The following is a 22,285-nucleotide window of genomic DNA, read 5'->3' as shown; positions in this document are numbered from 1 at the left end:
CTGCGCGCTTCGCAGCATCGTGGAAACAGCGTGAGCCATTCAGCTAAAGAAACGATTCGCCGCGCCGTAATACGGTAAAACACCTCGATGGAAGTGGGCGCGGCCCGCCGACAACTGACGCTATCAGAATCCCGACCGGCCTATGCGCCAAATTCTTTGAACTCGAAGCCGGTGAATGCATGGCCTTATGTCACAAAAAAGCCTCCTTGGCCCAATTTTCGGTCTTCAGCTCATGCTGAATAGCAGCGCTCGTCGTCATCGTCAGTGCGGTATCACTCTCATTGAATCGCTGATGACGCTGGTGATTATCAGCATCGCCTTGCTGGGCGTCGCCAGCCTTCAGCTACTGACGCTGCAAGACATGCGCGATGCTAGCTGGCGTGCCAGCGCGGTCAATCTTGCCGGCGGCATGCTGGAGCAGTTGCGCGCCGATCGCGTCAATGCCGACGACTATGCGATAACCGACAACAAGCTTCAGGGTTGCGGCACCGGCACTAGCATTGCGTGCCAGGAAATGGCGCGCTGGCTTCAGGACGTGTCGGCATCGCTGCCCAGTTCCCTCGTTAACCTCTCCGTGACCGAATCCGCTAGTGAGACGAGAGCTCAGTTGGCGATACGTTGGCGACAACGCCCGGCCGGCGCGAATGATCCTCTTCCCACTTGCGGGCAGGATGCAACGTCCGGCGGCTGCATACGGCTGGAGACGCTGCTATGAAGCGTTCCTGCTCCGTGCGTATGGGCAGCCAGTTGGGTATCAGCCTGGTCGAGCTGATGATCAGTATGGTCATTGGCCTGGTCGTCGTGGGCCTGGTCACGGGCTATTACCTTTCGAGTCGACAGACGTATGGCAACGTCAATGCCAGTAGCGGTGTCAACGATCATGGCCGCTTCGCCATCAGCATGATCGAGCAGCAGTTATGGCTCGCCGGCTACGCCGACGACTGGCAGGCTCGCACATTAATCTTTCCCTCTCGGGTGGCAGCGGGGGGCATGCCCGGTTTCGCGGCGGGAGAAGTCGTGAAAGCCACGGCTCAGGGCGAACTGTGGATTCGCTATCGTGCGGCGTCCCTCGAAGAGCAGCCGCTGCGTGACTGCAGCGGTCAGGCGCTCGATGACCCCGATGTTGTGGTGATCGCACATATCGACACTGTGAATAACACGCTGCAATGCACGCTCCATTATAGCGACGCCGCCGGTGGCACCACCTCGGATGGGGCGGTCACGCTGATTGCTGGCGTCGATGCGCTGCGCTGGGCCTTTCTCGACGGCTCAAATAGCTACAAGCGCTACGCCGACGGCGTCGATTGGCCCAGCGTGCGCGCCGTGCGTGTCGATCTCGTGCTGTCCAGTATGGAGCCGGCTTTCGCGACGAGCCAGGCGCAGGTTATCCGGATTGACGAGCAAGAACTGACCTATAACGACGATAGAATGCGTCGGCATATCTCGCGTGTCGTTGCGCTGCGCAATCTCCTGGGGGGGCTATGAAACCATCTCGGGAAGCCCGTGCAGGGCAAAGACGAAATCAACGCGGCGCGGCGCTGCTCATCACGCTGGTTCTGGTGGCGCTGGTCAGTGTCCTGGCTTTTTCCAACAGCCAGACGACAAGGCTACAACAGCATCTTTCGAGTAACGAGCATGCCAGCCGTATCGCTTTCCAGGCTGCCGAAGCGGCCTTGCAGGCAGCCGAGGCGCGGCTCGATGCCGCCGATGGCATCGACAAGCTCGCGGCCGTCTGCTTGGGGGGAGCGGCCGATACCTATGAGATTCTCAGCGCAGAAGCGCTTGAGGAAGATGCGCATTGGCAGGATGTCGCGGAGCAGGGCGCCGTGGCGAATTTCGCATTGAGCACGGGCCTCAGCTTGTCGCGTCAACCCCGTTATATGATCGGCTGCATCGCGAAAACGGCAATCGAAGGTTATATGTCCTCTGGCGGAATGGTGAAGGGGCAGGCGCCTGAGATCACCGATCCGCGGTATTTCTTTCGCGTCTTCGCCGTGGGTTTCGGGCCCGGTGCCAGGATGAAACGGATTCTCGAGGCGCGCTATGTCTATTAAAGGTTCGATGACTTGGCTGACATCAATCGCGCTATGCATTATCCACGGTATGGCCGTGGCCCAGAGCGTGCCCTATAAGCCGCCCCCCAGTTCGCAGGCCAACGTCAAGCCTCAAAGCATGATCGTCATGTCGAACGACCATCAGCTCTTCTACAAGGCCTATACGGACTTCTCGGACCTGGACGGCGATGGCGAAATCGATGACACCTACAAGGACTCGATTCGCTATTACGGCTATTTCGATAGTGAGGGCTGCTATGAGTATGAAACGGATTTAGCGGGGGGCGCCTTTCAGCGGGGGAGAGATACGGACGACGATTTCGAATGTAATCGTGATGACGATGACGATGACGATGACGACGGCGGCAATTACTGGAGCGGAAACTTCCTCAATTGGGCCACCATGACGCGGATGGATATTCTGCGCAAGGTGCTCTATGGCGGCAAACGCTATCGGGATAGCACGACCGAGAGCACCATCCTCGAGCGCGCTTTCCTGCCGCTCGATGCGCACAGTTTCGCCAAGGTCATCGAGGATAACAATGTCATCGAGGACAACACTCCCTTCGATGAGGGGGAAATCACCATCTGCAATACCACCTACGCTGCGAGCGGGGCCTCCAAGGACATAACTGGCGCGCCATTGATTCGTGTGGCAAGAGGAAGGTGGCCAAGGTGGTCCGCCAATGAACGCTGGCAATGCGTCTGGAGAAACGAGAAAGGTCAAGGGATTCAGGGAGATCGCCCAAGAGAAGGCGATGAAGGACTGGGCAGGAACAACTATCGTGCGCGCGTGGAAGTCTGCGTAAGCGACGACGGCACGCCTTGTGAAAACTACCCCGGTTCCGATTACGACAAGCCGGTCGGCCTGCTTCACGAATATGCCAGTAGCATCGATTTCGGCCTGATATCCGGATCCTACGCAAAGAACAGGAGCGGGGGCGTATTAAGAAGCAATGTACGCAGCTTCCTGGAAGAGCTCGATGTGGCGACGGGCGTTTTTAAACCGGATGTCAGCGGTATCGTCAGCAATATCGATGCTTTTCGCGTTTCTCGGTATAGCTTTTCTTCGGGAACATACGATGGGGATTCCTGTGGGTTCGGCAAAAAGGCCGAGGATTTCGGCAATGGGGAGTGCTCGAGCTGGGGGAACCCTCTCGCCGAAATGACCCTGGAAGCCATTCGCTACCTGACGGGGGAAACCTCGCCAATGAGTGGGTTCTCGGTGGGCAGTGGTGTCGTCGAAGAGAGCTATGTGGCAGGGCTGACATCACCAGCCTGGACAGGCAACGACTCGAATGACTGGTGTGCCGCGCACTCGATGGTATTGATGAACGCCAGCGAGGCCTCCTTCGATGCGGATGAGCTGGGTGGCTGGACGAGACTAGCCGCGAGCGGGATAGAGGCATCGACCGACGACGTTGGCGAGGAAGAAGGGTTGGCGGGCGCTTATTTCATCGGTGAAGCAGGCAGCAACGTCAATAAACAGTGCACGGCCAAGGATATCGTCGGACTGGGTGGCGTACAGGGAATCTGTCCTACGGCGCCTGGGCTGGAGGGGAGCTATCACGTCGCGGGGCTGGCAAAGTACGCTTATGAGAATCTGGTGGTCAAGGACCCCGACGATGATGCGCAGGGAAACAATATATCGACCTATGCAGTCAGGCTAAGCTCGAATATCCCCGAAATCAGGGTACGGGTGAGGGACGATGACGATGACGATGACTGGGATGGAGATGGTGACGATTGGGGCAATGACGGCTGGGATGGAGGCCAGCAGAACGACAGGGTAATCACCATCGTGCCCGCCTGCGAAAGCTATAGCACCGGCGACCAAGTGAGTGGCAGCGGGAGGAATATCAACCCTAACCGGATCGGTAAGTGCGCCATCGTGGATTTTCGGGTCTCGGAATCAGACGATGAGGATGATGACGACAGAGATGGCCGAGGGTCTTTTGATGTCATATGGGAAGATTCGGAATTCGGTGGCGATTACGATTCCGATCTCGTCATGACCCTGGAATATAGAATCGATGGCAACAATCTGAGAATAAGAACGGATGTTGATAACCAGTCAACCAGCCAAATAATGGGTGTTGGTTATATTGTCAGTGGTACCGAAGATGATGGCTTTCATGTTCATTCTGGAATAAATGGATATGATCGTTACGAATGTGGTGGCAACGGCAACGGCAACGGCAACGGCAACGGCAGCGGCAACGATGAGTGCCGTATTAATGATGGAGATAGCGAACAAAGGTACCGAATAAGCGATAGTTCCTCTGGCAACTTTCTTCGCCCTCCGCTTTATTACGCGGCGGGATATGGCAACGATGGCGTCAATGAGGATGGTTCTCCCAGTGCCTACTTCGAGGTCAGCCGGGTAGGCGAATTGGTGGACTCGCTGCAGGAGGTGCTGGACCAGGTACTCAGAAGCTCGGCACGCAGCGGGTCAGGGTTGGGTTTCAGTGCCAGCTCAGGCGATACGCTTTTCCAGACGATCTATAACAACGTCAACAGCTGGTCGGGCGATCTTTTGGCCTTCTCGATCAGTGACGAAGGTGTTTCCAGTACGCCGTTGTGGAGTGCCCGAAAGGCAATGCCGTCACCCGACGAGCGGACGATCATAGCTTGGCTCTACGGTGATGGAAGACCCTTTCGCATGCAGGGAGAACTGGAGCCTTATGTTAATTATCTGCGTGGGGACCCGCAGGATGAACAGCGCAACGGCGGCTTCTTGCGCAACCGGCTCTGGCTGGACGGCAGCGCGGCGCCGCTGGGCGATATCGTCGGCTCTCAGCCCTACTATGCGGGGCGGCCGGATACCTATCATGTCCCCGCGGAGAACGACACCAGCTATGCCGAGTTTCGCACCGCGTACAGCGGCCGCACGCCCGTGGTCTATGTCGGCGCCAACGATGGCATGCTGCATGGCTTCAATGCCGAGACCGGCGAAGAGCTGCTGGCCTACATTCCAGGCATCCTGCTCGAGGCGGAGCCCAACTATGGTGCGCTAGCCAGGCTGATCGATCCCAATTACCTACACCGCTATTACGTCGACGGCAGCCCGACGGTGCTCGATGTCCGGCTCGACGGTGAGTGGATTTCGCTGCTTGCCAGCGGGCTCGGTTCCGGTGGCAAGGGGATCTTCGCCCTCGATGTGACCGATCCCAGTGCTTTTAGCGAGGACGCAGACAATGCCGCGAAGATCGCTCTGTGGGAGTTCGGCCCGAAAGACGACGAAAAGCTGAATGGTGGGGAGCATCTGGGATTCGTCTACGACCGCCCGAGTATCGTGCAGCTTGAAAACGGCGACCACGCTGTGGTTTTCGGCAACGGCTATTTTAGCGAATCCGGCAAGGCCAGCCTATACATTCTCCCCGTGGATGCCTATGAGGAAGACGATGGCGAGTGGGAGTGGGACAAGGACGAGGTGATCAGGCTGACGCCCGGACATGTTGCCAATGCGGGCCTCAATGGTCTGTCGTCGGTGTCGATGATCGATAGCGACGACAATGGCCGCATGGACCTGGCGTATGCCGGCGACCTGCAGGGCAACGTCTGGCGCTTCGATCTGAGTGACGACTCCGCAAGCGAGTGGGATGAGGATGGGAATATCTCCCTGCTGTTTCGTGCCGCGAGCGCCGGCGGTACGGCGCAGGTCATCACCACGGGCCTCGAAGTGGGGGCGCATCCGGAGGGCGGCGTCATGCTGTATTTCGGCACGGGTGGACCCGAGGGGGAGAGCACGCCGACGTCACAGTCGCACGATACGCTATATGCGGTACGCGATCGCGCGCCGTTCGAACCGACAAGCCCCTTGGGCCGCGACGATCTGAGCGAGCGCGATCTCGTCACCAGCAATGCGGAGATCCGCTATTTTCCGCTCGGGAACACCTATGGCGAAGACACCAGCACGTGGGGATGGTTTGTCGATCTCCCCGACCACGAGCGTGCCGTCAGCCGCCCGCTGTTGCGCGGCGATCGCATCATTTTCACCACGCTGATTCCCGGGATCGGCCTGTGCGGCGCCGAGGACGAAGGTTATCTCTATGAGCTGAAGGCGCATAGCGGTGCCGCGCCCAATCGGCCACTGATCGACACCAATGGCGACGGCCAGATCAATGCCGGCGATACGCTAAGCGTCGATGGTAGCCAGGTAGTCCCAGTCGGCGTCAAGACGGAGGGGGCACTGTTCACCCCCGTCGTGCGTAGCGACGACAGCGGCAAGCGCGAAGTGAAGGTTTCGGTCAACACTGCCGGCGACATACAGCGGATCGTCGAGCAATCCCTCAATCGATTGCGGCTGGGCCGTGCTTCCTGGCGAATACTGGAGTGACACGATGCATCGACAGCGAGGCTTCACCCTGATCGAGTTGCTGCTCGCCATGGTAATCATCGGCATCCTGGCCGCGATCGCCATACCCGCCTATCAAGGCTATGTGGAGCGCAGCTATCGCGCCGATGCGCAGGCCGAGCTTTTGGAGATCGCACAGCGTCTCGAGCGGCGCTATTCGCAGACTTTCAGTTATGCCAACGCGGGAGGCTCCGCGTCGTCGGCCGTGCAGGTGGGCCGAGTGCCTGAGGGTGGCGATGCGCGTTATCTGATCATCCTTACGATGGCGAACTCGGGCAGCTCGTATACGTTGAACGCGGCGCCTCAAGGGACGCAACAAAGCGACGAATGTGGCACGCTCACGTTGAACCAGAATGGCTCGAGGTCGGCCGGAATAGTGGAGGAAGATGCTGAAGGCGAGAGGGTGGTCGTGACGGTGAATGAGTGCTGGTAGCGAAAATACCGTTAGCCACAGTTGGCCTTTGCCACGCTTAAGCTGGCCGATGTGACCCTGGCGTATTCGATGCAAATGCCCTTGGCTTCATCAGCCGGCAGGTCGTTGCTTTTGAAGGATAGAATTTCATCGTTGATGTCGGTAAAGCCATCGGCTCGATAAGCGATACCGCTGCCTAGCTCGTCACTCGGGGTAATGGTGATCTCGGCATTGGCGCTACGCTGGCTGATGCTGACCAGTTCCTCGCTGGCGTTTCGCTCGCCATTGTCATTGGCATCGACGAAGATCATGAGTGGAACGCTCCAATCCGATGAGCACTCCAGTTCGTCCTCGGTCGGGCAAACTCTTACCGGCGCACGCCGCTGGGCCGCTTCCGCGCGCGCGGTGAGCAGTGCTTGCCGGACCCGTTCGATTTCGCTATCGAGCGTTGTGCGGGCGATCAGCCCCTGAAATCCCGGCACCACCCAGGTCGCGAGAATGGCAATTAGTGCGACAACGACGATCAGCTCGATCAGCGTGAATCCCGAGCTTTTGTGTACGCGCATGCCAGGCCCTCAGCGGTGTATTCGAGCGGGTGGTGCCGGTAGAGTATATGAACGGGGGTTGGGTGTAACCAACGCAGATTGCACGAATCAGGGACCTTAATGAGTGCCACGAACAGCGATTTTCTGATTATCGGCGGCGGCGTCATCGGCATGATGACGGCGCTGCAATTGGCCGATGCCGGTCACCGCGTCACGCTACTGGAGCGCGGCGAATGTGGCCGCGAGGCGTCCTGGGCGGGCGGCGGCATCGTCTCGCCGCTGTATCCGTGGCGCTATAGCATGCCGATCTCGCGCCTGTCGCGCTGGTCGGAGGGCTTTTATCCCGAGTTGTCGTTGCGCCTGCTCGAAGAAACCGGTATCGATCCGGAGTATCGCCAGAAGGGGCTGTTGTATTTGCGCGTCGACGATGCCGAGCAGGCGCTGGATTGGGCGCGTGTGGTGGGCAAGCCACTGGAGCGCGTCGGCGCGGATTTTCTCTATGCCAAGGAGCCCCAGGCGGCACCGGGATTCGAAAGTGCCTTGTGGATGCCGACGCTGGGCAGCATCCGCAACCCTCGGTTGGGCCAGGCGCTGCGTGCACGCCTGATGGCGATGCCGCAAGTGACGCTGTGCGAGGATGTGGATGTCGAACGATTGTGTGTCGAGCATGGCGCGATCACTGGCGTGGCCAGTCGAGCAGGGCGCTTCGCGGCGGGCCAGGTGATCGTTTGTGGCGGTGCCTGGGCCGCGCAACTGTTGCGCAGTGCCGGCGTCGAGTTGGCGGTACGCCCGGTAAAGGGTCAGATGATTCTGTTCAAGGCGCCACCGGAACTGGTTCGGCGCGTGGTGCTGATGGACGGGCGCTACGTGATTCCGCGTAGCGATGGCCGCGTGCTGGCGGGCTCGACCCTGGAAGAAGCCGGCTTCGATAAGCGCACCACCGACGAGGCGCTGGCGTCGTTGCGTGACAGCGCAACGCGTATCGTTCCCGCGCTGGCCGATTGTCCGGTGGAGCATCATTGGGCGGGGTTGCGCCCTGGCTCCCCGGATGGCGTGCCGACGATTGGCGCGGTGCCGGGCATCAATGGGCTTTACGTCAATGCTGGGCATTATCGCAACGGCTTGGTGTTGGCGCCGGCGTCGACGCGCCTGCTGGTCGATCGATTGCTGGGGCGCGAGCCGATCGTCGATCCATCGCCTTATTGTCTGACCGGTTCTCGCGGCGCCTGATCACGCCTGGGGCGGCCGCTCCGTCAGGTAGCGATCCCGGTGGTTGGGGCCGCAGAACCACTGGTCGTCCTGGTGTAGCGCCTCGTCTTCCGGCAAATGCACCCGGCAATAGGCGCAGCGCACCATTTGGCCGTTGTCCAGGTTACGTTGCTCCCGCCCGGCCAGTTCGTCGCGTTCGTGTTTCCATTCCCGGTACATGCGATAGAGCTTGAGCCCTGCCCACAGCAACACCACGAAAATGATCAGGCGTATGATCAATAGGTTCATCCTTTGCTGACTCCCATGCTGAGCCTTGGCGGCTTTGCCTCGGCGCTGGCCTTGCGGGACAATGTTGGCTATTGGGTAGTGTATAGGCCCGCTCTTTTTCAGCCAATTCGAGGATGTGATTCGCTCATGCAAGACCTGACTCTGGTAATGGCCCAACTGGATCCGTTGGTGGGTGATATTCCCGGTAACGCAGAGCGCGCCATCGAAACGGTGCGCGAGGCGCGAATCGAGCACAAGGCCGATATCGTGGTGTTGCCCGAGCTGTTCCTGACCGGCTACCCGCCCGAGGATCTGCTGCTGCGCGCATCGATGGAGGCTCGCCTGGAGGCCGCAAGGCAGCGCATGGCCGATAAGGTCGCGCGCGACGTGATGGTGATCGTCGGCTATCCGGGGCGCCGCGACGGTGGCTACTACAATCTCGCCGGGGTGCTCTACAACGGCGATTGGCTCGGCGAGTACGCCAAGCAGGTGCTGCCCAATTACCAGGTTTTCGACGAGCGCCGTTATTTCACCCCGGGCAACCGGCCGCTGGTGATCGAGCATCGCGGCGCGCGCCTGGGCGTATTGATCTGCGAGGATCTCTGGGAGGGCCGCCCGGTACATCAGGCGCGCGAGGCCGGCGCCGATATTCTGGTGACGCTCAACGCCTCGCCTTATCACCAGAACAAGCCAGCCGAACGGCTCGCGCTGTTCGCCGAGCGTGCTCGCGAGGTGCAGCGACCGCTGGTCTATGTCAATCAGATTGGCGGACAGGACGAGCTGGTGTTCGATGGCGGCTCGCTGGTGGTCGATGCCCAGGGCGAGCTCTGCGTGCGTGCGCCGCATTGGCAGGTCGGGCTGATGCCGGTCGGCTTCACCCATGCCGATGGACACTGGGTGCCGCAGGCCGGTGAGTGCGAGCCGCTGGCCGAGGCCGAAGACAGCCTGTATTGCGCGCTGGTGACCGGACTGCGCGATTACGTCAACAAGAGTGGCTTCAAGGGCGTGGTGCTGGGGCTGTCGGGAGGTATCGACTCCGCCCTGTCGCTGGCGATTGCCGTCGATGCGTTAGGTCCCGATCGGGTACAGGCGGTGATGATGCCATACCATTACACCGCCGATATCTCCCAGGAGGATGCCGCCGAGCAGGCGCGTATGCTCGGTGTGAATTATGAGGTGATGCCGATCGTGTCGATGGTCGAGGCGTGCAACGAGACGCTCGCCGAGAGCTTCGCCGGCACGCCCCAGGACACCACCGAGGAGAACCTGCAATCGCGTTGTCGTGGCGTGCTGCTGATGGCGATTTCCAACAAGAAGGGCCTGATGGTGCTGACCACCGGCAACAAGAGTGAGATGGCGGTGGGTTATGCGACGCTCTATGGCGATATGGTGGGTGGCTACAATGCGCTCAAGGATGTCTACAAGACGTGGGTCTATCGCCTGGCCAAGTGGCGCAACACGCAAGATCCGGTCATCCCCGAGCGGGTCATCTCGCGTCCGCCGTCGGCGGAGCTGGCGGCCAACCAGCAGGACAGCGATTCGCTGCCTCACTACGATACCCTGGATGCGATCCTCGAACGATATATCGAGGATGACATGAGCGCCGAAGCGATCATCGCAGCCGGTTTCTCCGAGGAAGAGGTCTACCGCGTGGTAAGACTGGTTGATCGCAGCGAATACAAGCGTCGTCAGGCACCGGTCGGCGTGCGCGTGACATCACGCGGATTCGGCCGGGATCGGCGTTACCCGATCGTCAACGGCTGGCAGCCGGGGGAATAGATAGTCACTTCGTGACAGGGGGAAGTCGGAAGATAAAAGAAGGGCCGCAGCACATGGCTGCGGCCTTTGCCAGCATCGAACAATTCCATTGACGAGAGCACGTAGCCCCTCCAGCGTGCTTCCGTCTTCCGTCTTCCGTCTTCCGTCTTCCGTCTTCCGTCTTCCGTCTTCCGTCTTACAACGTCAATGGCTTCGCATCGACGTGCTCCGGCTCGAAGGTGCGGCCATCGAGGCGCGCGTTGTCGGGATCGTTCTCGATCAGTACCTTCAGCACTTCGCTGGCGCGATCGCGCATGCCGAGGCCCAGATAGCCTTCGACCATCGCCGCCAGGGCATCGCGGCTCGCGGTGGAGCGCGGATAGTGTTCGATCACCCAGCGGCCACGCTCGACGGCGGCGACATAGGCACCCTTGCGCAGGTAGAAGTCGGCGACGTTGAACTCGTGACGCGCCAGCACGTTGCGCAGGTAAATGATGCGCTGGCGCGCATCGGCGGCGTAGGGGCTGCCGGGAAAGCGCCGTACCAGTTCGCCGAAATCGACATAGGCGTCGCGGCTGGCGCCCAGGTCGCGCTTGGAAATATCGATCAGTTCCAGGCCCTCGAGACTGAAGCGCCCGGCCTGATAGGCGGCCAGGCCGCGCATGTAGTAGGCGTAATCGATCTGCGGATGGTCGGGGTGCAGGCGGATAAAGCGGCTGGCGGCGGCGCGCGCGGCTTCCCAGTTCTCGATCTGATAATAGGCGTAGATCAGCTCGAGCTGGGCCTGTTCGGCATAGCTGCCGAAGGGAAAGCGGGTGTCCAGCGCCTCGAGCTGATCGACGGCAGTGCTGTAGCGGCCTGCGTCCAGAGAAGACTGGGCCTGTTGATAAAGCTCCTGCTCTTGAAGGTCGGGGGCGACCTCATTACTGGAACAGCCGACCATCAGGGCGGCGGCCAGGGCCAGGGCAGCAAGGGGAAAAACGCGCATCGTCATCCTCGTGTCGGGCAATATAATCTGCGACGGCATGCTAGAATCAGCCGAATTCGGCTCACTATAAAGCACCTCACTCTAAACGTCACAGGCACGAGCGATCCATGCCCGAAACCCTGCATCGCGACGAACGCATTCCCGAAGCCATGGTTGGCATGCGACTCGACCAGGCTGCGGCGGAGTTATTCCCCGATTTTTCCCGCGAGCGACTCAAGGGCTGGATCAAACAGGGAGCCCTGACCGTGGATGGCAGCCAGGGCAGGCCCAAGGACAAGATTTACGGCGGCGAGCAATTGGCGCTGCACGCCGTGCTCGAAGAGGAAGTGCGTTGGGAGGCCCAGGCCATCGCGCTGAATGTCGTTTTCGAGGACGACGACGTGCTGGTGATCGACAAGCCGGCGGGGCTGGTGGTGCATCCGGGCGCGGGCAATGCCGACGGTACCCTGCTCAACGCGGTGCTTCATCATTGCCCGCAGCTTGCCGGGGTGCCGCGTGCGGGTATCGTGCATCGTCTCGACAAGGACACCACCGGGTTGATGGTGGTCGCCAAGACGTTGGCCGCACAGACCTCGCTGGTCGAGCAGTTGCAGGCACGCAGCGTGTCGCGCGAGTACGACGCCGTGGTGATCGGCGTGATGACCGCCGGTGGCACGGTGGACGCGCCGATCGGCCGTCATCCCAAGGATCGCAAGCGCCAGGCGGTTACCGCCTCGGGCAAGCCGGCGGTGACCCACTACCGCGTGGTCGAGCGTTTTCGCGGGCATACTCACGTGCGCTGCAAGCTGGAAACCGGGCGCACCCATCAGATTCGCGTGCACATGGCGCATCGGCGCTTTGCGTTGATCGGCGATGCGCTGTATGGCGGGCGCCTCAAGTTGCCGGCCGGTGCCTCGGATACGCTCAAGGAAATCCTCCGCGAGTTCCCGCGACAGGCCCTGCATGCCCGCAAGCTGGCCTTTATCCATCCGGCGAGTGGCAAGCGGGTGGAGTTTCGTGCCGAACTGGCCGACGATCTGCTGATGCTGCTCGATTACCTGCGTGTCGACAGCGAGGAGCGACGATGAGCGAACAACCGACGCTGCTGCTGCCCGACTGGCCGGCGCCGAGCACGGTTGGTGCCTTTGTCACTACTCGCGAGACGGGCCCCAGCCATGGCCCTTACGCGGCGTTCAACCCGGCTTTTCACGTGGGTGACGACCCCGCCACGGTCGAGCGCTGCCGGGCGCTATTGGCCGCTCAGGTCGGGGGTGATCGGCCGCTGCTGTGGCTTGACCAGGTACATGGCGCCACGGTGATTCAGGAGTACCGCGGCGAATTTGCCACGGCAGCGCCCAGGGCCGATGCCTCGGTGGCCTTCGACGAGCGCCATGCTTGCGTGATTCTCACCGCTGATTGTTTGCCGGTTTTCCTCTGCGACCGAATGGGTACCCGTATCGGATTGGCGCATGCCGGCTGGCGCGGGCTGGCCGGCGGCGTGCTCGAGGCCAGCGTCGCCGCACTGGGCTGTGCGCCGGATGAGCTGATGGCCTGGCTTGGCCCGGCGATTTCCAATGCCCAGTTCGAGGTCGGTCGCGAGGTCTTCGACACCTTCGTCGCGATGCAGCCCGAAGCCGCCAGCGCCTTCGAGCCTAGCCCTTATCGGCTCGATCACTACATGGCCGATCTCTACCGGCTGGCGCGCCTGCGCCTGGAGCGCCTGGGCATCTCGCATATCAGCGGCGGACATTTCTGCACCGCCTGCGAGCCGCGTTTCTATTCGCATCGGCGTGACGATGGGGTGACCGGGCGTATGGCCAGTGTGATCTGGCTAAGATAGATAGAAGTCGGAAGTATGAAGCGGGAAGAGAAAAACAAACACTCGCGAGGTGGTTGTCGGAAATGTTCCAGTTCAGACTGCCCTTCTTCCTTCTTCCTTCTTCCTTCTTCCTCCGACTTGAAACCTGCCCAACATACCTCCATTGATGTGTCAAACATGAATGATCGGGCCGGCGCGTCCAAACGCCGCCGCGCCCCAATGGAGGAATTCGATGCGTATCGATCGCATGACCAGCAAATTGCAGAATGCCTTGGCCGAGGCGCAGTCACTGGCGGTGGGGCGTGGCCACAATCAACTCGATCCCGGGCACGTGCTGACGGCGTTGCTCGACACCAGCGATAGTAGTATCAAGGGGCTGGTGCAGAAGGCCGGCGGAGACGTGGCAAAATTGCGCGATGGCCTGGTTGGGTATCTCGACAACCTGCCCAAAGTCGGCCAGTTCGATGGCAACGTGAGCATGAGCCAGGACTTGGCGCGGCTGTTCAATCTGGCCGACCGCGAGGCCCAGGCACGCGGCGATCAGTACATCGCCAGCGAACTGGTATTGCTCGCGGCGCTGCAAATGAATCACGCCGTGAGCAAGGTGCTGACTCAGGCCGGGCTGACCAAGAAGGCCGCGATCGCGGCTATCGACAGCCTGCGCGGTGGCGCCAGGGTCGACGACGCCGGCGCCGAGGACAACCGCGAGGCACTGAATAAATACACGCTGGATCTCACCGCGCGCGCTGCCGAGGGCAAGCTCGACCCGGTGATCGGCCGCGACGATGAGATCCGCCGCACCATTCAGGTGCTGCAGCGCCGCACCAAGAACAATCCGGTACTGATCGGCGAGCCCGGCGTGGGCAAGACCGCCATCGTCGAGGGGTTGGCGCAGCGCATCATCAACGGCGAGGTGCCGGAGGGCCTCAAGGACAAGTTGGTGCTGTCGCTGGATATGGGCGCGCTGCTGGCCGGTGCCAAGTTTCGTGGCGAGTTCGAGGAGCGCTTGAAGGCGGTCCTGAACGAACTGGCCAAGGAAGAGGGCCGAGTGATCCTGTTCATCGACGAGCTGCATACCATGGTCGGTGCCGGCAAGGCCGAGGGCGCGATGGACGCCGGCAACATGCTCAAGCCGGCGCTGGCGCGCGGCGAGCTGCACTGCGTGGGGGCGACGACGCTCGACGAGTATCGCAAGTACATCGAGAAGGACGCCGCGCTCGAGCGGCGCTTCCAGAAGGTGATGGTCGACGAGCCCAACGAGGAAGATACCATCGCCATCCTGCGTGGCCTCAAGGAGCGCTACGAGGTGCACCATGGCGTCGATATCACCGACTCGGCGATCATCGCCGCGGCCAAGCTGTCGACGCGCTATATCACCGATCGCCAGTTGCCCGACAAGGCCATCGACCTGATCGACGAGGCGGCCTCGCGGATTCGCATGGAACTCGATTCCAAGCCGGAAGAAATGGACCGCCTCGACCGCCGCCTGATCCAGCTCAAGATGGAGCGCGAGGCGCTCAACAAGGAGACCGACGAGGCCTCCCACAAGCGCCTGGAGAGCCTCGAAGAGCAGATCGACGAGCTCGAGCGCGAGTATGCCGATCTCGAGGAAGTATGGAAGTCCGAGAAGGCCAGCATTCAGGGCGCGGCCCAGTACAAGGCCGATCTCGAGCAGGCACGCATCGATCTCGAGGCGGCGCGTCGCCAGGGCGACCTGGGGCGCATGTCCGAGCTGCAGTACGGGGTGATTCCCACGCTCGAGAAGAAGATCGCCGAGTCCGGCGAGGGGGAAGCCGATACCTCGCAGCACGTGCTGCTGCGCTCCAACGTCACCGAGGAGGAAATCGCCGAGGTGGTGTCGCGCTGGACCGGCATCCCGGTGGCCAAGATGCTCGAAGGCGAGCGCGAGAAGCTGCTGCGCATGGAAGAAGCGCTGCACGAGCGGGTGATCGGCCAGCACGAGGCGGTCACCGCCGTGGCCAATGCGGTGCGCCGATCGCGTGCCGGGCTATCCGATCCCAACCGGCCGAATGGCTCCTTCCTGTTTCTCGGCCCGACCGGGGTGGGCAAGACCGAGCTGTGCAAGTCGCTGGCCAATTTCCTCTTCGACACCGAGGAGGCGATGGTGCGCATCGATATGTCCGAATTCATGGAGAAGCACTCCGTGGCGCGGCTGATCGGCGCGCCGCCGGGTTACGTCGGCTACGAGGAGGGCGGCTATCTGACCGAGGCGGTGCGGCGCAAGCCGTATTCGGTGCTGCTGCTCGATGAAGTCGAGAAGGCCCACCCGGACGTCTTCAATATCCTGCTGCAAGTCCTCGAAGACGGCCGACTGACCGATGGCCAGGGCCGCACCGTGGATTTCCGCAACGCGGTGATCGTAATGACCTCGAACATGGGCTCCGACGTCATTCAGCGCATGGGCGGTGATGATGCCGACTACGAGGTGATGAAGGAGATGGTCATGGGCGTGGTCGGTAATCACTTCCGCCCAGAGTTGATCAACCGCATCGACGAAGTCGTGGTGTTCCACGCGCTCGGCCAGGAGCAGATTCAGGCGATCGCCGCGATCCAGCTCGACCGGCTGCGCAAGCGCCTGGCCGAGCGCGATCTCAAGCTCACGGTCAGCGACGACGCCATGGCGCAACTCGCGGTGGTGGGCTTTGATCCGGTGTTCGGCGCGCGCCCGCTCAAGCGCGCGATCCAGAACCGCATCGAGAACCCGCTGGCGCAGGATCTGCTCGCCGGACGTTTCGTTCCCGGCGATACCATCCGAGTGACCGCCGAGGATGGCCATTTGCGTTTTGCCAAATGAGCGCCAAATAAGTGCCAGAGGGCTACCTGGCGCGGCCAGGTGGTTGACAGCGTTACCCAGCTATTGGAATCTTGACGGTTCCTGATTGTGGGCGTGGCGCTTACTGGGCGATCCCCGATTGTCACGCGAAGGGTAGGTGTTAGACCTCTACCCGCCTTAGAAGGACTTTCCGGGCTCAAGCCAACCGCTTGGACCCGGCCTAACCCCCGACGCGGCGATCCGTCGCGATGAAGAGTGCAGGCCCCATCCGGGCCGGATTAGCCAGGGTTTGGCATCAGGTGCCGGCATGGGCCGGCAGCGGCGTATTGCCGCACTCGACATTCGCGACCCAAGCCTGGGTGCGAAATGGCACTCGAGACCTCCAGGGGAGAAACAACAGTGGAATTGCTTTCCGGCGCCGATATGATCGCCCGCTTCCTAAAGGATGAGGGCGTCGAATATATCTATGGCTATCCGGGTGGGGCGGCGTTGCATATCTACGACGCGCTGTTCCGCCAGGATGACGTCAAACACATCCTCGTTCGTCACGAACAGGCCGCGACCCACGCCGCCGATGGCTACGCACGCGCCTCCGGCAAGCCCGGCACCGTGCTGGTCACCTCCGGCCCCGGCGCGACCAATGCCGTGACCGGTATCGCCACCGCCTATATGGATTCGATCCCGATGGTGGTGCTATGCGGCCAGGTGGCGAGTCACCTGATCGGCGAGGATGCCTTTCAGGAAACCGACATCATCGGCGTGACCCGGCCGATCGTGAAGCACAGCTTCTCGATTCGTCATCCGTCCGAGATTCCGATGGTGCTCAAGAAGGCCTACTACCTGGCGGCGTCCGGCCGCCCGGGCCCGGTGGTGGTGGATATCCCCAAGGATATGACCGCGCCCACCGAGCGCTACGAGTACGTCTATCCGAAGAAGGTCAAGCTGCGCTCCTACAATCCGGTCACGCGCGGTCACACCGGCCAGATCAAGAAAGCCGTGGAGCTGATGCTCAAGGCGCGGCGTCCGGTGTTCTACACCGGTGGCGGTGTGATCACCGGCAATGCTTGCGAGGGGCTTGCCGATCTGGTCCAGCGCCTGGGTTATCCGATCACCACCACGCTGATGGGCATCGGCGCCTATCCGCAGAGCGATCGTCAGTCGCTGGGCTGGCTGGGCATGCATGGCTCGTACGAGTCGAACATGGCCATGCACCATGCCGACCTGATCGTCGCGATTGGCGCGCGCTTCGACGACCGTGTGACCAATAACACCTCGAAGTTCTGCCCCACCGCCAAGATCGTGCATGTGGATATCGATCCCAGCTCGATCTCCAAGACGGTGCGCGCCGATGTGCCGATCGTCGGCCCGGCCGGCAGCGTCATCAACGAGATGATCAGCCTGGTCCAGGGGCGCGAGCCGGCCAATCCCGAGGCGCTCGCCGAATGGTGGGAGAAGATCGACGGCTGGCGCGAGGAGCGTCGTGGCAAGCTCTATGAGCCGGCCGAGGCGAGCGAGCCGCTCAAGCCGCAGCAGGTGATCGAGACGGTGTGCCGCCTGACCCGCGGCGAAGCGTTCGTGACCACCGATGTCGGCCAGCACCAGATGTTCGCCGCGCAGTACTACAAATTCGACAAGCCCCACCGCTTCATCACTTCCGGGGGGCTTGGCACCATGGGCTTCGGTTTCCCGGCGGCGATGGGCATCAAGCAGAGCTACCCGGATGACGATGTGGTCTGCATCACCGGCGAAGGCAGCTTCCAGATGATGATGCAGGAGTTGTCGACCTGTAAGCAGTTCGGGATCGGCGTCAAGATCGTCAATCTCAACAACGGCTCGCTGGGCATGGTGCGCCAGTGGCAGGATTTGAACTACAAGTCTCGCCATGCGCATTCCTACATGGAGTCGCTGCCGGACTTCCAGAAGCTGATCGAGGCCTACGGCTTCACGGCCATCAAGGTAGAACGTCACGAGGATCTCGAGCCGGCGCTCGAGCGAGCCTTCGCCGATAAGACCGAGCTGGTGTTCCTCGACATCTATGTCGATCCGCGCGAGCACGTCTATCCGATGCAGGTACCCCTGGGTGCCATGCGTGACATGCTGCTTTCGAAGACGGAGCGGACCTGATGCGCCATATCATCTCGATCCTGATGGAAAACGAACCCGGCGCCCTGTCCCGCGTGGTGGGGCTGTTCTCGCAACGCAACTTCAACATCGAGTCGTTGAACGTGGCGCCGACCGAAGACGAGACGCTGTCGCGCCTGACCGTGACCACAGTAGGTGACGACCGGGTGATCGAACAGATCACCAAGCATCTCAACAAGCTGATCGATGTGGTCAAGCTGGTCGATCTGACCGAGGGCAACCATATCGAGCGCGAACTGATGCTGGTCAAGGTCAAGGCGTTGGGCACGCAGCGTGATGAGGTCAAGCGCACCGCGGATATCTTTCGTGCGCAGGTCGTCGATGTCACGCCAAGTGTCTATACCGTGCAGATCACTGGTGACGCCGGCAAGCTGGATGCCTTCCTGCAGGCCATGGCGGCGATCGGCGTTCTCGAGGTGGCGCGCACCGGCGTTTCGGGGATTTCCCGTGGCGATAAGGTGCTGGGCCTCTGACGCCAAACATCACTACCGCTTCCAAGCCGCTCCTCGTGAGCGGCTTTTTTCATGGCTGCTTCTCAACGCACTTGATCCCATAACGCGCGGATCAACGGGTTTCTGAGCTTCTTGTCGGTGACGCACAGTCCCACGTCGTAGGGCGCTAGCCGTGGCTGTACATCGAGTAGATTCACGCGGCTGGCCAGCGGGCTGTTATCGAGCACGATCTTGGGTACCACGCCGATCCCGAAGCCCAGCCCGACCATGCTGACGATCGCTTCGTTGCCGGCCACCTGGGCGTAAATGCGTGGCTTGATACCGAGTTGGCGAAACCAGGCATCGGCGCGTTCGCGAGCCAGTCCCGATTCCGAAAGAATCATCGGTGTGTTGGCCCATTCATCGGGTTGCGGTCGTGCCGACGCCGAGGGTAGCCAGCTCGCCTCCTCACTGGGCGCGATGAATACCAGCGGCGACTTTGCGATGGGTTTGAACGCGAGTTGGCCGGGCAGCGCTTCAGGGCGCGCGGTGATCGCCATGTCCTCGTCACCATTCAAGACGCGGGCAATCGCATCAGCCGGGTCGCCGGTATGCAGCTTGAGCTCGATACGCGGGTAGCGCAGGCGGAACTCGCTGAGTAGTTCATACAGGAAGCTGTAACTGGCCGTCACCGAGCAATAGATGCTGATTTCGCCCGATAGCTCGCCGGCTTCCTCCATCAGCGAATGACGCAGCAGTTCCCATTGCTCCAGCGCATCACGGGCATACTGCTGGAACAGTCGGCCTTCGCGGGTTAGCTGCACGCTGCGATTGTCGCGCTCGAACAGTCGCACACCCAGGGCGTCCTCCAACTGAGCGATGCTCCGGCTGAGTGTCGAAGCGCTGATATGGCAGGCGTCGCTGGTGCGGCCAAAGTGCAAGGTGTCCGCCAGTATCAGGAATTGTCTTAAGGGGCGAAGGTCCATTGTCGTCATTTCATTTTATGAATCGCGGTGTTGCAAATATAGCGTTTTACGCAATGTGTTGCCTGACGTATCTTGACCGGCATGGTCGGATTTCGGCGCCGACACGACACAGCCCACTTTTATTAGGAGTTAATCATGCGCGTTTATTACGATAAGGACTGCGACCTCTCGCTGATTCAGGCTAAGAAGGTCGCCATCGTCGGTTATGGTTCACAGGGCCACGCCCACGCCAACAACCTCAAGGAATCCGGCGTCGATGTGACCGTGGCGCTGCGTTCCGGTTCGTCTTCTGCAGCCAAGGCCGAAGCGGCTGGCCTGAAAGTCGCCAGCGTCGCCGATGCCAGCAAGGACGCCGACGTGGTCATGATGCTCGCTCCCGACGAGAACCAGAAAGCCATCTACGAGCGCGATATCGAGCCCAATCTCAAGCAGGGCGGGACCCTGGCCTTCGCGCATGGCTTCAACATTCATTACAACCAGATCGTGCCGCGCGGCGATCTCGATGTGATCATGATCGCGCCCAAGGCACCGGGTCATACCGTGCGCTCCGAATTCACCAAGGGCGGCGGTATTCCCGACCTGATCGCCATCGAGCAGGATGCCTCGGGCCAGGCCAAGGAAATCGCGCTTTCCTATGCCTCCGCCATCGGTGGCGGCCGCACCGGCATTATCGAGACCACCTTCAAGGACGAGACCGAGACCGACCTGTTCGGCGAGCAGACCGTGCTGTGCGGCGGTGCCGTGGAACTGGTCAAGGCCGGTTTCGAGACCCTGACCGAGGCTGGCTATGCACCGGAAATGGCCTATTTTGAGTGTCTGCATGAGCTCAAGCTGATCGTCGACCTGATGTACGAGGGCGGCATCGCCAACATGAACTATTCGATCTCCAACAACGCGGAGTACGGCGAGTACGTCACCGGCCCCGAGGTCATCAACGACGAATCGCGCGCGGCGATGCGCAACGCACTCAAGCGCATCCAGTCCGGCGAGTACGCCAAGATGTTCATTCAGGAAGGCAACACCAATTATCCGTCGATGCATGCACGTCGTCGCCTCAACGCCGAGCATCCGATCGAGCAGGTCGGCGAGAAGCTGCGCTCGATGATGCCATGGATCGCTGCCAATCAGTTGGTCGACAAGAGCAAGAACTGAACGCGATAGCGGTTCAGGCTGTACTCACAGAGGCGCGGATTTCCGCGCCTCTGGTGTTTCGAATTGGCGCTCATTGTGAGTGCGCGCCTATCGTTAGGGGCGACAGCGTGTAGAATGACTTCTCATGCCTATGTGCGGCAGCAAGTACGGCAACGGAACGAGAGCCATGACCCAAGACCCTAACCCCAACGAATCATCCGAACATCACATCAGTTCCGAGTTCTCCGAGTTCGCTCGCGAGACCGATGTCGTCGAGGAAACCGTGGAGGACGGCAAGAAGGTGCGGCGTCGCGGCATCTATCTATTACCCAATCTGTTTACCACCACGGCGCTGTTTTCGGGTTTTTTCGCCGTGGTCGCGGCGATCAATGGCGATTTCGCCGAAGCGGCGATCGCGGTATTCGTCTCGATGGTTCTCGATGGCCTCGATGGCCGTGTCGCGCGGATGACCAATACCCAAAGCGCCTTCGGCGCCGAATATGACAGCCTGGCCGACATGCTTTCCTTTGGCGTGGCACCGGCTATCGTCGCCTTTACCTGGATACTTCAGGATGTCGGCAAGACCGGCTGGATTGCCGCCTTCGTATATGTCGCCTGTGCGGCGCTGCGCCTGGCGCGCTTCAATGTGCAGCTCGGCTCTATCGACAAGAAATGGTTCATCGGTTTGCCCAGCCCATCTGCCGCGGCGTTGGTAGCCGGTTGCGTGTGGGTCTTTCACAATTTCGATGCCGAGGCTCCGGGTTTCAAGTGGCTGATGACGTTGGTCGTTGCCCTGTCCGGCGTGCTGATGGTCAGCAATATTCGTTATTACAGCTTCAAGGAGATCGATCTCAAGGGTCCCGTGCCGTTCGTCGCGCTGCTGGCGATCGTGCTGGGCTTCGTAGTGATTTCCATCGAACCCTCGGTCATGCTGTTGATGCTATTCGGCTGTTATGTGGCTTCCGGACCGGCCATGTCGATCATGCGCAAGGTGCGCCGCTCCAAGCCTGCGTCTCGCCAATAATGACTGCCTGATGACCCAGATAAACTTTTTTCGCGCCAAGGGCTTGTCAGGCCGCGCGGGATCGGTAGAATACGCCTCTCTCGCAGCGAGGCAGTCAGGGTTTTAGTCCTGGCGCAGACGCAAGTTGCGACGCTCTTTAACAATCGATCAGGTAATTCATGTGGGCGCTTGTCGACGATGCGGTGATCAGTCACCGACGATCGAGACAAGCGACTCGTCAAGTTTGAGACGTTTGAGCTCGAGCCAAGCTTGATCCGCTTTCTTCTTCGGAAGGGCAAGGATCACAATGATTGCAACTGAAGAGTTTGATCATGGCTCAGATTGAACGCTGGCGGCAGGCCTAACACATGCAAGTCGAGCGGCAGCACGGGAAGCTTGCTTCCTGGTGG

The 22,285-nt window shown here is 60.9% G+C and carries 18 protein-coding genes and 1 rRNA gene; 15 read left to right on the top strand and 4 right to left on the bottom strand.

From position 1 onward, the window contains the following. Window positions 1-175 precede the first annotated feature (175 nt). Genes BLR92_RS16885 through BLR92_RS16865 form a run of 5 tightly spaced genes read left to right on the top strand, consistent with a single transcriptional unit; the run spans window position 176 to window position 6,844 of the window. Window positions 176-715, top strand: a complete 540-nt coding sequence (locus BLR92_RS16885; protein WP_089730455.1) for a prepilin-type N-terminal cleavage/methylation domain-containing protein — start codon at window positions 176-178, stop codon at window positions 713-715. Beyond that, entirely contained in the window at window positions 712-1,485 is a 774-nt protein-coding gene (locus BLR92_RS16880) for a PilW family protein (RefSeq protein ID WP_089730454.1), read from the top strand. The genes BLR92_RS16885 and BLR92_RS16880 overlap by 4 nt, the downstream gene beginning before the upstream one ends. After that, window positions 1,482-2,054: a PilX N-terminal domain-containing pilus assembly protein gene (locus tag BLR92_RS16875; RefSeq protein ID WP_089730453.1), complete on the top strand. Its 573-nt coding sequence runs from the start codon at window positions 1,482-1,484 to the stop codon at window positions 2,052-2,054. The genes BLR92_RS16880 and BLR92_RS16875 overlap by 4 nt, the downstream gene beginning before the upstream one ends. After that, window positions 2,044-6,393 carry a pilus assembly protein gene (locus BLR92_RS16870; RefSeq protein ID WP_089730452.1) on the top strand — a complete coding sequence of 1,450 codons (4,350 nt, stop codon included), beginning with the start codon at window positions 2,044-2,046 and terminating at the stop codon, window positions 6,391-6,393. Before BLR92_RS16875 ends, BLR92_RS16870 begins: the two co-directional genes overlap by 11 nt. Before the next feature lie 4 nt (window positions 6,394-6,397). Then, window positions 6,398-6,844 carry a type IV pilin protein gene (locus tag BLR92_RS16865; RefSeq protein WP_089730451.1) on the top strand — a complete coding sequence of 149 codons (447 nt, stop codon included), beginning with the start codon at window positions 6,398-6,400 and terminating at the stop codon, window positions 6,842-6,844. Between the two features lie 11 nt (window positions 6,845-6,855). Here the strand turns inward: BLR92_RS16865 and BLR92_RS16860 are convergent, their stop codons facing one another. Beyond that, entirely contained in the window at window positions 6,856-7,389 is a 534-nt protein-coding gene (locus BLR92_RS16860; protein WP_089730553.1) for a pilus assembly FimT family protein, read from the bottom strand. A gap of 99 nt (window positions 7,390-7,488) precedes the next feature. On the opposite strand from BLR92_RS16860, the gene thiO reads away from it, so the two are divergent. Further along, window positions 7,489-8,598, top strand: coding sequence for a glycine oxidase ThiO (gene thiO / locus BLR92_RS16855; RefSeq protein ID WP_089730450.1), 1,110 nt, complete (start codon window positions 7,489-7,491; stop codon window positions 8,596-8,598). On the opposite strand, the gene BLR92_RS16850 is transcribed toward thiO, so the two are convergent. Further along, window positions 8,599-8,865: a PP0621 family protein gene (locus BLR92_RS16850; RefSeq protein WP_089730449.1), complete on the bottom strand. Its 267-nt coding sequence runs from the start codon at window positions 8,863-8,865 to the stop codon at window positions 8,599-8,601. It abuts the gene before it with no gap. A gap of 126 nt (window positions 8,866-8,991) precedes the next feature. Between BLR92_RS16850 and BLR92_RS16845 the strand changes: the two genes are divergently transcribed. After that, window positions 8,992-10,623, top strand: a complete 1,632-nt coding sequence (locus tag BLR92_RS16845) for an NAD+ synthase (protein ID WP_089730448.1) — start codon at window positions 8,992-8,994, stop codon at window positions 10,621-10,623. A 175-nt stretch (window positions 10,624-10,798) separates the two neighbouring features. On the opposite strand, the gene BLR92_RS16840 is transcribed toward BLR92_RS16845, so the two are convergent. Further along, entirely contained in the window at window positions 10,799-11,590 is a 792-nt protein-coding gene (locus BLR92_RS16840; protein WP_089730447.1) for an outer membrane protein assembly factor BamD, read from the bottom strand. A 107-nt stretch (window positions 11,591-11,697) separates the two neighbouring features. Here BLR92_RS16840 and rluD point away from each other — a divergent pair, with 107 nt between their 5' ends. The 5 genes from rluD to ilvN all read left to right on the top strand — a co-directional run bounded on the left by rluD (window position 11,698) and on the right by ilvN (window position 18,797). Continuing rightward, window positions 11,698-12,657 (top strand): 23S rRNA pseudouridine(1911/1915/1917) synthase RluD, encoded by a 960-nt coding sequence (gene rluD, locus BLR92_RS16835; RefSeq protein WP_089730446.1) that lies wholly within the window; start codon window positions 11,698-11,700, stop codon window positions 12,655-12,657. Beyond that, entirely contained in the window at window positions 12,654-13,409 is a 756-nt protein-coding gene (gene pgeF, locus BLR92_RS16830) for a peptidoglycan editing factor PgeF (protein WP_089730445.1), read from the top strand. The genes rluD and pgeF overlap by 4 nt, the downstream gene beginning before the upstream one ends. A gap of 211 nt (window positions 13,410-13,620) precedes the next feature. Next, a complete protein-coding gene (gene clpB, locus BLR92_RS16825) occupies window positions 13,621-16,203 on the top strand; it encodes an ATP-dependent chaperone ClpB (protein WP_089730444.1) in 2,583 nt (860 codons plus the stop codon). A gap of 378 nt (window positions 16,204-16,581) precedes the next feature. After that, on the top strand, window positions 16,582-18,306 hold the full coding sequence (locus BLR92_RS16820) for an acetolactate synthase 3 large subunit (protein ID WP_089730443.1): 1,725 nt from the start codon (window positions 16,582-16,584) through the stop codon (window positions 18,304-18,306). Beyond that, on the top strand, window positions 18,306-18,797 hold the full coding sequence (gene ilvN / locus BLR92_RS16815; RefSeq protein WP_089730442.1) for an acetolactate synthase small subunit: 492 nt from the start codon (window positions 18,306-18,308) through the stop codon (window positions 18,795-18,797). The genes BLR92_RS16820 and ilvN overlap by 1 nt, the downstream gene beginning before the upstream one ends. A 62-nt stretch (window positions 18,798-18,859) precedes the next feature. On the opposite strand, the gene ilvY is transcribed toward ilvN, so the two are convergent. Next, window positions 18,860-19,741 (bottom strand): HTH-type transcriptional activator IlvY, encoded by an 882-nt coding sequence (ilvY, locus tag BLR92_RS16810; protein ID WP_089730441.1) that lies wholly within the window; start codon window positions 19,739-19,741, stop codon window positions 18,860-18,862. Between the two features lie 135 nt (window positions 19,742-19,876). Here ilvY and ilvC point away from each other — a divergent pair, with 135 nt between their 5' ends. The 3 genes from ilvC to BLR92_RS16795 form a co-directional block, all read left to right on the top strand. Beyond that, a complete protein-coding gene (ilvC, locus tag BLR92_RS16805) occupies window positions 19,877-20,893 on the top strand; it encodes a ketol-acid reductoisomerase (RefSeq protein WP_089730440.1) in 1,017 nt (338 codons plus the stop codon). Between the two features lie 166 nt (window positions 20,894-21,059). After that, window positions 21,060-21,896, top strand: coding sequence for a CDP-diacylglycerol--serine O-phosphatidyltransferase (gene pssA / locus BLR92_RS16800; protein WP_089730439.1), 837 nt, complete (start codon window positions 21,060-21,062; stop codon window positions 21,894-21,896). A gap of 293 nt (window positions 21,897-22,189) precedes the next feature. Next, window positions 22,190-22,285, top strand: a 16S ribosomal RNA gene (locus tag BLR92_RS16795); the annotation flags it as partial.

The sequence above is a fragment of the Modicisalibacter muralis genome, assembly GCF_900102945.1.
GTDB lineage: Bacteria > Pseudomonadota > Gammaproteobacteria > Pseudomonadales > Halomonadaceae > Modicisalibacter > Modicisalibacter muralis.
Note: the sequence above shows the minus strand (reverse complement) of the source record. Positions and strands in the feature narration are given on the sequence as shown.